This window comes from Methanoculleus taiwanensis (assembly GCF_004102725.1).
Taxonomy (GTDB): Archaea; Halobacteriota; Methanomicrobia; order Methanomicrobiales; family Methanoculleaceae; genus Methanoculleus_A; species Methanoculleus_A taiwanensis.
The window spans coordinates 710497-723711 of the sequence record NZ_LHQS01000001.1 but is presented as its reverse complement, the minus strand read 5'-3'; the positions used below and the strand labels follow the sequence as shown (position 1 = coordinate 723711).

Here is a 13215-nt window from a genome sequence, read left to right as displayed (position 1 = left end):
ATTACACCTCCTTGGATATTCGAACGGTAAAGGTACTTCCTGCCCCCAGATCACTGGTTACGGATATGTCTCCCCCATGCATTCTGATATACTTTTTGGCGATGGAAAGCCCAAGGCCAAGACGTCCGCATTCCCGATTGAGCTGCGAACCGTCACCGATGTAAAACGGCCTGAAGATTGAGTCCATTACATCGGCGGGGATACCGATGCCATTATCGATTACCATAATATAATGGTTCTGATTTGATCCGGTGTACCGTATCCATACTTTCCTCGGGGGTTTATTATACTTTACTGCATTGGAGATCAGGCTCTCCAGAACCTGGTGCAGCCGGTCGCGATCGCCCCGGATATGCAGCCCCTCCGGCACCTCGTTCTCAATCACTGCGTCCCGATCGTAGCCCCCGTCGGCGATGACGCTCTCGATCAGCGGGCGGGCGGCGACGTCCGAGATCTGCAGTTCGACATGCTCCATAGCGAGGAGACTCAGCTCGAGCATCTTATCGACCACTTCGCACTCGTGGCTCGAACTCTCGAGACAGAGCCCGAGCAGGCGGCAGGCCTCGTCGTTCAGAGCGTAGTACTCAGGATCGTCGAGCATCAGCCTCAGGTACCCGATGATCGGCTGAAGGGGTGTGCGCAATTCGTGGGCAGCAGTCGTGATGAACTCCTTCCACTGGTCGATCTCCCACTCAAGCTGCATGCACGCCAGTTTCTGCTGTTTCGTCTCGGTGATGTCGCGTGCCGTTCCGACCACGCCGACGAGCCCGCCATCGGAGCCCGACATGGGCCCAAGCGTCATCGAGAGAACGCGGGCGGAGCCGTTGATGCCGCAGGTGAGCTCGTAGCTGATCGTCGCACGGGTCTCTACCACTTCACAGAGCCGTGAGCAATGGTGTTCGGCCGCCTCGGGAGGCAGGAGAGCATCCACCGTCTTCCCGATCATCGCCGACGGATCGATACCGTTCTCTGCCGCCAAAAGCCAGTAGAAATGGACGAACCTGCCGTGTAAGTCCTGCATGAAGATGAGATCGTGGGACTGGTAGATGAGCCGCTGGAGACGGCCGTTCGACCTGAGCAGCAGATCACGCTCGTTGCGCAGGTGCCCGATATTGACGAGCGAGCACTCAAGGATGTTGTCGGGGAGAAGGGTTCTTCCCGAGAGGAGCACTTCGTTCGCTTCCCCGCCCTTTGAGATGAACGTCTGCTCAAGATTCGCGACATACCCTTCCCGCCCCATCGCCTCTGCAAACGAGCTACGCTCCGCTTCATCCCCCCAGAGCGTCTCGGGAGGGACACCGATAAGCTCGTACGGCTCATAGCCGAAGATCTCGGCGCATCTCTGATTGACGGCAAGAATCCGGAGCGTGCCGGCATCACAGAGGAACCGTGCATCGTCGGCATCTTCAATCAGTTTCCGGTATCGCGAAACAGCGAGGTTTACGTTTCGGGTAAAAAGAGACGTTGCACCGAGCATCCAGAAGAATATAGAGGCGTACAGCACGGATGAAACAGGATCGACCGGCGTTCCGCCCATTGAGAAATAGAGATTGATGAGCAGGAAACCGGCAACGAGGAGCGCCGTCACCTTGATCCCCTGCCTTGGAAACCAGAGCGAGATCAGTATGATCGGGATGCAGTAGATGAGCGGATAGAACGGGGCTGTCTGGGTACCAAGAGCATAGGCCGTTATCATGAGCGATACCGCCACAAATGCCAGTATTGCCACCATCCTGACGAGATCCCCTTCGGTATAGAGGTTCTCGAGCCATACGGAACGGCAATACTGAGTTTTGGGCATTGTACCAGTGAGGTAGAGTATTCAAGTAGTGATATTTATACCATTCGTACTTTTAAATCGCACAGATCGCATCAATCAGTGAAAAAGAAAAGATTAATGAAGATATTGGGGAAAGACCCCCTCCAGCAACCCGTATATTCTGCCGCCACCGGGAGAGGAACAGCGCCGGCGAGGCGCGAAGAGCGAGGCTAATATGGTGCGGCGGATGTAATACTGAAAGCATATGCGTCCACATGTCTTTGTCAACGTCGCGATGAGTGCCGATGGAAAGATATCCACGAAAGAGCGGAGACAGGTGAAGATCTCCGGGAAAAATGACTTCGTGCGGGTCGATCGCATCAAGGCCGAGAGCGATGCAATCATGGTCGGCATCGGGACGGTTCTTGCTGACAATCCCTCGCTGACGGTGAAGAATCCGGATCTTCGGGCGATGCGCCGCCAGGAGGGGAAAGATGAAGACCCGATCAGGGTGGTCGTCGACAGCCAGGCCAGAACCCCGCCCGACGCCGATATCCTCCGGAAAGGAACCGGACGGCGGATCATCGCCGTCGCCGGGAGTGCTCCCCGGGAGCGGGTCGAAGAACTCGGGAAGCTCGGGACGGTCGTGGTCGTGGGGGAGACGGCGGTCGATCTTGCGGAACTCCTCAATATACTCTACCGGTACGGCGTCCGCCGCCTGATGGTGGAAGGGGGCGGCACCCTGATCTGGTCACTCATCAGCCAGGGTCTCGTCGACGAGGTCTATACGTATGTCGGAAGTCTGATCATCGGTGGAAAAGATGCCCCCACCCCGGCGGACGGACAGGGATTTCTGAACGAGGCGGATTTTATCAGGTTGCGTCTGCGGGACGCCGAACCGATGGACGACGGCCTCCTCGTCAGGTGGGATGTCAGGAGCGAGCCCTGATCCGTGAAAAGAGTGGCCGGCATATCAGGAGAGAGAAGGCAGGGAATGCCCCCGGTGGTTTCCCTGCCATGTCCGGGGTTCAGCGTCCCCGGAGGATAGTATCGTAAACGCGGTAGCTGTTCCCGGTACTCATCGTGGCGATCACGATCACGCGATCGTCCCCGCGTGTCCCCGGGATATCCACCTCGCTGCCGATCCGCGGCTCCATATCGTAGTTGTTGACGATGGTGCCGTCCGAACGGACGACGGTAACATTGAGATCCCGCGTCCAGGACTGTCCCTTACCGCCGCGGAAAATGACCGAGATCTCGTTCGAAACCGGATCTTTCTGAGCCTGGATATCTACCTCACCGAGGTTCGACGGCGGCATCTCGGTCGGCTGAGGGGTCAGGGGCACAACCGTCTGAACGGTCGTAGCGGTTCCTTGAGTGGTCTGTGTCGGCGTCGGTGTCGCCGGTGCCGTGCCATTATCGGGCGTTCCGGTGCACGCAGCGGTCAGCGACAGAGCGACCAGCACCGCCATAACGGAAAGCAGGTACTTGATTGTCATAAACCATTCCTTGTCAGCGAGCTATTTGAGAGTTTCGCATCCCGGAACACGGCTCTGCGGATACGTGGGCTCTGCCGGTGTGCGATAGTTCCGGCGGGCAGTGACAGGAGCGGTTCACGGCAGTACTGCCGCCTCGTGCAACGGCTCCCCGGGTAGCGGCAGTGCCCGCATCCTGCTGCCCGTACAGCCGCGGGACGAACATCCGATCGATCAAAGAAACCGCTTCAGGATATCCGAACAGGAATAGAATATTCACACCAATTTATTCAATTTTGACGATAATATTTAATGCAAAGAGAGTATGATGAGTGCCTGATCACCATGAGTGATGACACGAATACTACCATTCTTATCACCGGGGGGGCTGGATTTATCGGTTCACATCTTACCGACGAGCTTTTCAGACACGGATACCACGTCCGGATTCTGGATAACCTCTCACCGAGGGTGCATGGAGTAGACCGCAAGCTTCCAAAGCATCTCGACCCGAGGGCTGACCTGATGGTCGGGGATATCCGGGACGCCCATACGGTGCAGGAGGCGCTCGAAGGGGTCGATGCCGTCATTCATCTCGCCGCATCCGTCAGTACACGGCAGAGCATGTACACCATCGAGCAGTACATGAGTACAAACAACCTCGGCACAGCGGTGCTGCTCGAAGAACTCATCAAAAACCCGGTCGGGCGGCTCATCGTCGCCTCGAGCAGCAGCATCTACGGGGAGGGGCTGTACGGATCGTTCAACGGATCGGTGTACACGACCATCGAGAGAAGGCCCGACCGGCTGGCGAAGGGCGATTTCGAACCCCGAAGCCCGGACGGGGAGGTGCTCTACCCGCTTCCGACCCCGGAGGGGAAAGAACCCTCCCCGAAGTCCATATACGCCCTCTCGAAGTACAACCAGGAGAAGATGTGCATGATGATCGGGGGCACGTACGGCATCCCGACGGTGGCGCTCCGCCTCTTCAACGTCTACGGCCCCCGGCAGGGATATGCAAACCCGTATACGGGCGCCCTGACCGACTACGCCGCCCGGCTCCTGCTGGACGAGTCGCCGCTGCTCTTTGAAGACGGGCAGCAGCAGCGCGACTTCGTGAGCGTCTACGATGTTGCACGTGCATTCCGTCTGGCGCTCGAGGTGCCGAAAGCCGCAGGCATGACCTTCAACATAGGAAACGGCCGCCCGTATACGTTCCGGAGCGTCGCGACCACCATGGCTCTCCTCATGGGAAGACCCGATCTCCAGCCTGAAGAGACCGGTACACACCGGATCGGTGAGGTCAGGCACTGCTTTGCGGATATCGGACGGGCACGGGAAGTTCTCGGATACGAACCGCAGATTCCGCTCGTGGAAGGGCTTGCCGATCTGGCGGCATGGGTTGCCGAGCAGATGGCAGAAGAGCATGAGCGGGAACTCCAGCAGCAGGAGATCGCTGCGGGAAGAATGGTCACATAGCCCCTTAGAGAGACCCCACGGCAGAATCACCGCCCCACTCTTTTTCCCGCACCAGGCGGGGAGATACCCCGACCGACTTTACGAAACGGCGGCAGGAAACGCTACCCTTTTCTCTCGCCTCCTCCCACGCTGATCCGAAGGTAACGGTGCATATGAATATACTGCAAAAGTGGGAGACCCGCCTCGGGATCGCTCTCGTCGCGATCTCCGTTCTGATCTACATGACCAAGTATCTCCTCTTCGGAGATGCGATGAATACCTACCAGTACATCTTTAACGCAATGGGATTTCTGCCGATCAACATCCTTCTGGTGACGCTGATATTGAACCAGCTCTTAAGTGTCCGGGCAAAACGCGACCGGCTCGAGAAGCTGAATATGGTCATCGGGACGTTTTTCTCCGAGGTAGGGACTGGACTTCTCGCGTACCTCTCCGACCGCGACCCGAATCTCGAGAAGATCAGGAGCGACCTCATCGTCAGGGGAGACTGGAGCGATGATACGTTCGCCCGCGTCCACGACCGGCTTCTCGGGTATCCCTACGAGATTACCGTCGGCGACCTCGATCTTGAGGCGATCCGCACCTACCTCATGGAGCGGCGGGGTTTTCTCTTGAGGCTCCTTGAAAATCCCGTCCTCCTCGAACACGAGTCCTTCACTGAACTCCTGCGTGCCGCCTTCCACCTCACCGAGGAGCTCGAGCGAAGAGGCGACCTTACCGACCTGCCGGAGAGCGATATCCGCCACCTCACCGGAGACGTCCAGCGGGTCTACACGCTGCTCGTGCGCCAGTGGCTCGCCTACATGCACCACATGCAGAAGAACTACCCGTACCTCTTCTCGCTTGCGATGCGATCGAATCCCTTCGACGAGACCGCATCACCCATCGTGCGCTAAAAAGATTCTCCCCTTTTTTCACCCGCAGGGCAATCGGGTAACTATATTATTGATGCCCGCACACGCCCCGCGATCAGCATGCGTGAATGTAGCGTCATGATCGGCGGAAAAGCCGGGGAGGGTATCAACACGGCCGGGCTGACGATAGCGAGCCTCTTCAATCATCTCGGGTACCGGGTGTACATGTACTTCGATTACCCCTCCCTGATACGGGGCGGGCATAACTTCGCGGTGATCCGGGCGGCGGAAGAGAAGATCGGTGCCACCAGGGATACCTTCGATATCCTGCTGGCGCTCGATCAGAACTGCATCGACCGCCACACGGAAGCGATCCGCGACGATACGATCGTCGTCTACGACTCCTACCAGGTGGTGAACGCAACCGGACACCCTATCGACGTCGATCGGATTCTCAAAGAAGAGAACGCCCCGCAGATCACCAAAAACTCCGCAATCATCGGGGGGTTCTGCAAGGCTGCCGGGATTGCCTGGGAGATCCTGACGGACGTCTTTAAAACGACCGTCCCGGAGAAGTACCTGGACGTCAATCTGCGGGTCGCCCGCCGCGGATACGACGCCGCTCCGGAGGTGATCCGGATCGAGCCGCTTGGCCGCCCGACCCTCCCGGTGCTCACCGGCAACCAGGCGGCAGGCCTCGGTCTCGTCAGGGGAGGCCTCGACACCCTCGTCGCCTATCCGATGACGCCCACCTCAAACCTCCTCCATTTTCTCGCCGAGCATGCAGACGACCTCTCGGTGAAGGTCATCCACCCCGAGAACGAGATCGGGGTGATGCTGATGGCGCTAGGACTTGCGTACGCCGGCAACAAGACGGCGGTCTGCACCTCGGGAGGCGGGTTCTGTCTCATGACCGAAGGGCTGAGCCTTGCGGGGATGTCCGAGACGCCGGTGACGATCGTCCTCGGGCAGCGTCCGGGCCCGAGCACCGGCGTTCCAACGTATACCTCTCAGGCGGATCTCCACTTCGTCCTGAATGCCGGCCAGGGAGAGTTCCCCCGCTTCGTCGTCGTTCCGGGAGACCTCGAAGAGATGTACTACTGGTCGGCCGTCGCCCTCGGGCTTGCCTGGAAGTACCAGATACCCTCGATCATCCTGACCGATAAGACCCTCGCTGAGGGCGGGTACACCTTCGATATCGATGCGAGCGGGGCGATACCGGAGCTTCCCCCGGTGTTCGCGGACGGAGTGAAACCTTACCGGAGGTATGCGGCTACAGAAGACGGCATCTCACCGCTCGCGTTCCCGCCGGAGAGCACGGCGCCGGTCAAGGCGAACAGCTATGCGCACGACGAGGCGGGGTTCACCACGGAGAAGGCGGAGCTCGTCGCCGGCATGCAAGAGAAGGTGCTCAGAAAGGCCGAAAGCCTCCACCGCGAGCTCGAGACGTTCAGAGGTGTCGAGGTAGCGGGGGTCGCGGGCGCGGGAATCGCACTCGTCTGCTGGGGCTCGGAGAAGGCGGCCTGCATCGAGGCGGCGGCACGGTTCGGGGTAAAGGTCGTCCGGCCGCTCATCTTCGCACCCTTCCCGGTCAGGCAATGGCGCGAGGCGATGCTCGGGGTGCACCGGGTGATCGCGGTCGAGAACAACGCCACGGGTCAGCTCGCACGGCTGCTCCGGCAGAACGGATTTTGGGTCGACGAACTCGTGCTGAAGTACGACGGGAGGCCGTTCTCGGTCGACGAACTGGAGAGGAGACTAGCGGAGGTGATCGGATGAGCAACGAAAAGACGGCAGGGAAACCCGCGGGCAACCTCATCAGCCCGGCGGAGAATACCTGGTGCCCGGGGTGCGGGAACTTCTCGATCGAGCATATGATGAAGTCCGCTCTTGCGGAACTTGCGGAGTCGAAGGGGATTCCCCTTGAAAAATTCGTCATCGTCGGGGGAATCGGATGCCACGGCAAACTGACCGACTACTTAAACGTCAACAGTTTCTACGCCATCCACGGGCGTGCGATCCCGCTTGCAACCGGGATCAAGCTCGCAAACCCGGATCTCCACGTGATCTGCTTCGTCGGCGACGGCGATACCTATGCGGAGGGGCTCGATCACCTCGTCTTTGCGGCGAAACGGAACGCGGATATTACCGTGATCGTCCACGACAACCGGGTATACGGTCTGACCACCGGTCAGTACACGCCGACGTCGCCGTACGGCTTCAAGGGCCGTTCGACGCCGGACGGGATCACCGAACGGCCGATTAACCCTCTCGAACTGATGCTCGTGAGCGGCGCGACGTTCGTCTCCCGGGGATACACAAAAAAGCTCAAACCCTTAAAGCAGACGTTCAAGGACGCCATCCTGCACGAGGGTTTTTCGTTCGTAGAGGTGCTGCAGATCTGTGCGACTTACTTCAACCTGACGGACTGCTACAACGATCAGGTCTACGACCTCGAGGGAATCGACACGACGGACTTCGATCAGGCGCTCGCGAAAGCCCGCGAATGGGACTATACCTCGCTGGCCCGCATCCCGCTCGGGACGTTCTACGACCGGAAGATGCCCGTCTTCGGAGAGAAGTTCCGGCACCTTGAGAAGCGCACCCGGTCGCGGGACGAGGCGGTTCGTGCGGTGCTCGAGGAGTATCGCTGACCGCTCACGGGAGGTCGCAACGCATAAATACGGTTCGGGCAACGGGAAGGAGTGAGGAATTCTGTATGATAAGCACACGACTCGGCGACGCACTGAACGAACAGGTCAAATGGGAACTCTACTCCGCATACCTCTACCTCTCGATGGCGGCCTACCTCGAGGCGAACCGCCTGCGTGGGTTTGCCCACTGGATGCGAAAGCAGGCGGAGGAGGAGAAGACGCACGCGATGAAGATCTTCGATCACCTCGCCTCGCGAGACTACCGCATCCGGCTGCTCCCGATCGACGCACCCCCGTCCGACTGGGCGTCGCCGGAGGAGGTCTTTGCAGAGACCTACAACCACGAGCAGCGGGTGACCGGGCTCATCAACAACCTGATGCGGATCGCGGAGGAGGAGAACGACCGGGATGCGCAGGAGATGCTCCGGTGGTTCGTCAAAGAGCAGGTCGAAGAGGAGGAGTCGGCGGAGAGCGTCCTTGAAAAGACCCGTGCTGCCGGAGGCGATCTGCAGACGCTCGACCGGGAGCTCGGGAATCGGTGAACGGCAGTTCCGGATAGACCGGATCTCTTTTTCCCATTTGCGACCCGTATCGGACAGGCGGACTCCCTGGGGATATACATAAGTCAGGTGAAGGCCACAAAGCCCGGGGGCAACAATCATGAGGAGACTCGAAGGGAAGTATGCGCTGGTAACGGGCGGGTCGACCGGTATCGGCAGGGCAATCGCCATCCGTTTCGCAGAGGAAGGGGCGAACGTCGCCATCAACTACCATTCAAGCAGGGAAGAGGCAGAGATCACCGAAGACGAGGTCAACAAGGCCTGCAGGGTGATCCGGGAGCACGGGTGCCGGGAGATGGTGGTCAAAGCCAACGTCGCGGACGAAACGGCGGTCGCCAGGATCTTCGGCGAGGTCATCGATGCGTGGGGGAGGCTCGATATCCTGGTGAACAATGCAGGCATCCAGAAGACGAGCCCGACCGAAGAGGTGACGGCCGCCGACTACGATAAAGTCCTCGGCGTAAACCTTCGCGGCGCATTCCTCTGTGCACGGGAAGCGATCAGGCACTTCCTCTCACGAGACGGCGGGGGGATCATCATCAACAACTCTTCCGTCCACCAGATCATCCCAAAACCAGGGTATACCCCGTACGCCGTCAGCAAAGCCGGGGTGGGAAACCTCACCCGGACGCTCGCACTCGAGTACGCGGCGAGGGGTATCCGTGTCAACGCCGTCGGGCCAGGCGCGATCGAGACGCCGATAAACAGGGCATGGCTCGACGACCCGGAGAAGAAGGCGCTCGTCAAGAGCCACATCCCGATCGGCCGTGCGGGCACTCCGGAGGAGATTGCTGCCGTATTTGCCTTCCTTGCATCGGACGACTCAGCGTATATCACCGGGCAGACGATCTATGCCTGCGGCGGCCTGACGCTCTACCCCGACTTCCGGACGGCGTGGTCGTCACAGGGGTGAACCGGGGAGGGAGACAGCCTCAGCCTCTCTGCCCTTCTGTGCTGCCGCCGGATCAGATTCGGTGAGAGTGTAACTCTATTTGCAGAAACTCATCAGAGCGGCCTGATCTGCGCCGGGTCAGATTAATATAATGTGCTTTTTATACAAGGGTACTCGCTCCGCTCACCCCGATCCCGGGAGAGAGCCTTAACCCGGAGCATCCGACCCGGATCGACGCAGATGGTTCTCCGGATAGGGGTGCGGGCGTCCGCAAAAGGGTCGGGCATCAGGGGCAGAGACCCCGACAGACAGGTGGAAGCATGGTACTCGAGACGAAAGAGACCCTCACGGACGACGATATTCAGCACGGCCTGAAATGGGTCACCCGGGACGGCCTCGCCACGCAGGCCATGGTGACGCTGACCGGCGGCATCTTCCTCGTAGCCTTCGCTCTCGAGCTCGGGGCGTCGAACACGCTCATCGGGCTTCTCGCCGCGATCCCACCGCTCGCGGAACTCCTGCAGATCCCGTCCATCTACATCGTCGACAGAGTCCGGAACCGCCGGCTCGTCGTCGTCCTCGCATCCGGTATCGGCCGGCTCTTCTGGGTGCCGATCATCCTGATACCGTTTCTCCTCTCGCCGGAGCAGGGAATCATCGCTCTTATCGCCTGCATCATCCTCTATTCCTCGTTCTCGGCGATCTCGCACTGCGGGTGGAACTCCTGGATGCGCGACCTCATCCCGCAGAATATGCTCGGGACGTTCTTCTCCCGAAGGATGACGCTCTCTACCGGCCTCGCGCTCGTCGTCAGCCTCATCGCGGGTTTCTTTATCGACTACTGGGGCGGCCTCTTCCCGGAGGGGATCACGGTCGGCTACTCGGTTCTCTTCGCGCTTGGTCTCGTCGCAGGCATTATCGGCATCTACTTCCTCGCCGCCACCCCGGAGCCCCGGATGGTCGTTGCAGGGGATGGGGTCGGCCTGGCCTCGATCATCGCAAAGCCGTTTCGCGACCTCAACTTTCGGAACCTGATCGTCTTCCTTGGATCCTGGAACTTCGCCGTGAACCTCGCCGCCCCGTTCTTCACGGTCTACATGCTCCAGCGGATCGGGCTCGATCTCTCGACCGTCATCATCCTCGGCATCGTCAGCCAGATCATGAACATCGTCTTCTTCAGATCGTGGGGCCGGATCGCCGACCGGTTCAGCAACAAGTCCGTCCTCGCGGTGAGCGGGCCGCTCTTCATGATCACCATCCTCACCTGGACGTTCACCACCCTCCCGGACGTCTACGTCCTGACGATACCCCTCATCATCGCCATCCATATCGTCATGGGCATATCCCTCGCCGGCGTCTCGTTGGCATCGGGGAATATCAGTCTCAAGATGGCACCGCAGGGTCAGGCAACGAGTTACCTCGCCGCGAGCACCTTCACAAACTCGGTCGCCGCAGGGATTGCACCCATCATCGGCGGACTCTTCGTCGACTTCTTCGCCGAGCGGGAGCTCATCTGGACGCTCATCTGGAAAGACCCGGCGCGGGAGCTCGCCTTCGTCACCCTCGACCTGCAGCAGTGGGATTTCTTCTTCTTCTTCGCTTTCCTGCTCGGGCTCTACTCCCTGCACCGCCTGGCACTCGTGGGCGAAGAGGGAGAGGCGAAAGAGCATGTCATCGTCGACGAACTCATATCCGAGGTGCGGCGGGATATGCGGAACTTCTCCCCCGCAGGGGGTCTTCGCGACCTCGTCAAGTTCCCGTTCTCGACGATCCGGAACCAGAGGAAGAAAGAGCGGTAGCCGCTATGTTTATCATCCCGCCGACCGGTATCGGCCCGTCGGTGATCGGGATGGCAGAAGGGCAGATGCAGCTTGGTATCGTCGGGCTCGGCAAAATGGGCGGGAATCTCGCAGTGCAGGCGGCAGAAAAAGGGATCGACGTTGTCGGAACCGCCCACCACAAAAAACCGGAACTCGAAGAGCAGGGCGTCCGTTTCGCCGGGAGTTACCCGGAATTCGCCGCACACCTCAGACCTCCACGGGTGATCTACCTCTCCGTTCCGGCAGGCCCGCCGGTGGACGAGGTTCTCGCGGAGATGGTGCCGCACCTCGACCGGGGCGACGTCGTGATGGACGGCGGCAACTCCTTCTATCTCGACTCAATGGCACGGGAGAAGGAGTGTGCAGAAAAGGGCATCCACTTCCTCGACTGCGGCACGAGCGGCGGGTTCACGGGCGCCCGGCACGGAGCATGCTTCATGGTCGGCGGATCCGCCGAGGGGTTTCGGATCGCAGAACCCGTTCTCAGACGGCTCGCGGTCGACGAGGGGCTGGTGCATACCGGAAAGGCAGGGAGCGGCCACTTCGTCAAGCTCGTCCACAACGGGATCGAGTTCGGGATGCTGCAGGCGATCGGCGAAGGTGTCTCACTGATGCGGGGCTGTGGGCAGTTCGACCTCGATCTCCGGGCGATCTTCCACAACTGGGCGCACGGGTCGGTGATCCGGAGCTGGCTCATCGAGCTGATGGAACAGGGACTTAAGGAGAGGAATCTCGAGTCTATCGAGAGTTATGTCGAAGACACCGGCGAGGTGAACTGGCTTCTCGAGAGCGCCATCCAGTGGGAAGTGCCGATCCCCGTCACGGCGATCGCGATCATGGAACTCTTCAAGTCCCGGGAGAAGGACAGCGATACCTACCGGTCGATCGCGCTGATGCGACATGGGTTCGGCGGCCATCCCTTCGGCAAGGATGAGCATATCGCGGAAGAGCGAAAGATAAGCCGGATCGCAAGGATCTGATGGTCATGACGAGAGATTCCTGGCTGCTCGCTGTTGCAGTCCTGGCCGCCGTGGCGGCGGCGGGCTGCATGGAGAGCGGCCTTGAGAGCGACGGAAATACCAGCCAGTCCGTGACCGGGAATGAAACGATAGACCTTCCCGCTCCCCGGACGGAGAGCGCCGCCTCGGTAGAAGAGGCGATAGCAGGTCGCCGTTCCGTCAGGGAGTACACCAAAGAGCCGATCACGCTTCAGGAGGTCTCACAGCTTCTCTGGGCGGCACAGGGCATCACCAGTCCGGAAGGACACCGGACTGCGCCGTCCGCCGGGGCGCTCTACCCGCTCGAGGTGTACGTCGTGGCCGGCAGCGTCGGGGATCTCCCGGCCGGCATCTACCGCTACATCCCGGCCGAACACCGCCTCGCCCCGATCCGGCCGGGAGATCTCCGGAGCGAGCTTGCAGAGGCCGCCATAGGTCAGGAGTCTGTGCGCGACGCAGCGGCGAATATCGTCATCGCGGGAGTCTATGAACGGACGACCGGAAAGTACGGGGAGCGGGGAATCCGCTACGTCCATATCGAGGCCGGACACGCTGCGGAGAATATCTACCTACAGGCAGAGTCGCTCGGTCTCGGGACGGTCATTATCGGGGCATTCGAGGATGCGGCTCTCCGACGGATCCTGGGGATGGCGGAGAACGAAACGCCGCTCGCCGTTATGCCGGTCGGGAGGACGTGATAACGGCTTAAAAAGGGATGGGGCGG

The 13215-nt window shown here is 60.2% G+C and carries 12 protein-coding genes; 10 read left to right on the top strand and 2 right to left on the bottom strand.

Going from position 1 to position 13215, the window contains the following annotated elements:
• Position 1: 1 nt before the first annotated feature.
• Complete coding sequence (locus ABH15_RS03675; RefSeq protein ID WP_128692998.1) at positions 2 to 1801, bottom strand: PAS domain-containing sensor histidine kinase; 1800 nt, start codon at positions 1799 to 1801, stop codon at positions 2 to 4.
• Between the two features lie 223 nt (positions 1802 to 2024).
• Between ABH15_RS03675 and ABH15_RS03670 the strand changes: the two genes are divergently transcribed.
• Positions 2025 to 2708, top strand: a complete 684-nt coding sequence (locus ABH15_RS03670) for a 2,5-diamino-6-(ribosylamino)-4(3H)-pyrimidinone 5'-phosphate reductase (protein WP_128692997.1) — start codon at positions 2025 to 2027, stop codon at positions 2706 to 2708.
• A 79-nt stretch (positions 2709 to 2787) separates the two neighbouring features.
• On the opposite strand, the gene ABH15_RS03665 is transcribed toward ABH15_RS03670, so the two are convergent.
• Positions 2788 to 3258, bottom strand: coding sequence for a hypothetical protein (locus ABH15_RS03665; protein WP_128692996.1), 471 nt, complete (start codon positions 3256 to 3258; stop codon positions 2788 to 2790).
• A 288-nt stretch (positions 3259 to 3546) separates the two neighbouring features.
• On the opposite strand from ABH15_RS03665, the gene ABH15_RS03660 reads away from it, so the two are divergent.
• The 9 genes from ABH15_RS03660 to ABH15_RS03620 all read left to right on the top strand — a co-directional run bounded on the left by ABH15_RS03660 (position 3547) and on the right by ABH15_RS03620 (position 13189).
• Positions 3547 to 4713 carry an NAD-dependent epimerase/dehydratase family protein gene (locus tag ABH15_RS03660; protein ID WP_241647992.1) on the top strand — a complete coding sequence of 389 codons (1167 nt, stop codon included), beginning with the start codon at positions 3547 to 3549 and terminating at the stop codon, positions 4711 to 4713.
• 152 nt (positions 4714 to 4865) lie between these two features.
• Positions 4866 to 5609: a hypothetical protein gene (locus tag ABH15_RS03655; protein WP_128692995.1), complete on the top strand. Its 744-nt coding sequence runs from the start codon at positions 4866 to 4868 to the stop codon at positions 5607 to 5609.
• Positions 5610 to 5687: 78 nt separating this feature from the next.
• On the top strand, positions 5688 to 7346 hold the full coding sequence (locus ABH15_RS03650) for a 2-oxoacid:acceptor oxidoreductase subunit alpha (protein ID WP_128692994.1): 1659 nt from the start codon (positions 5688 to 5690) through the stop codon (positions 7344 to 7346).
• Positions 7343 to 8221 (top strand): thiamine pyrophosphate-dependent enzyme, encoded by an 879-nt coding sequence (locus ABH15_RS03645; RefSeq protein ID WP_128692993.1) that lies wholly within the window; start codon positions 7343 to 7345, stop codon positions 8219 to 8221. Before ABH15_RS03650 ends, ABH15_RS03645 begins: the two co-directional genes overlap by 4 nt.
• Before the next feature lie 65 nt (positions 8222 to 8286).
• The gene (locus ABH15_RS03640; protein ID WP_128692992.1) at positions 8287 to 8763 is read left to right on the top strand and encodes a ferritin; all 477 of its coding nucleotides are present in this window, start codon (positions 8287 to 8289) and stop codon (positions 8761 to 8763) included.
• A 118-nt stretch (positions 8764 to 8881) separates the two neighbouring features.
• Positions 8882 to 9694 carry a glucose 1-dehydrogenase gene (locus ABH15_RS03635; RefSeq protein ID WP_128692991.1) on the top strand — a complete coding sequence of 271 codons (813 nt, stop codon included), beginning with the start codon at positions 8882 to 8884 and terminating at the stop codon, positions 9692 to 9694.
• Positions 9695 to 9993: 299 nt separating this feature from the next.
• Positions 9994 to 11472 (top strand): MFS transporter, encoded by a 1479-nt coding sequence (locus ABH15_RS03630; RefSeq protein WP_128692990.1) that lies wholly within the window; start codon positions 9994 to 9996, stop codon positions 11470 to 11472.
• Between the two features lie 5 nt (positions 11473 to 11477).
• Positions 11478 to 12473 carry a phosphogluconate dehydrogenase (NAD(+)-dependent, decarboxylating) gene (gene gnd, locus ABH15_RS03625; protein ID WP_206633414.1) on the top strand — a complete coding sequence of 332 codons (996 nt, stop codon included), beginning with the start codon at positions 11478 to 11480 and terminating at the stop codon, positions 12471 to 12473.
• A gap of 5 nt (positions 12474 to 12478) precedes the next feature.
• The gene (locus ABH15_RS03620; RefSeq protein WP_128692989.1) at positions 12479 to 13189 is read left to right on the top strand and encodes a SagB/ThcOx family dehydrogenase; all 711 of its coding nucleotides are present in this window, start codon (positions 12479 to 12481) and stop codon (positions 13187 to 13189) included.
• Positions 13190 to 13215: the final 26 nt, after the last annotated feature.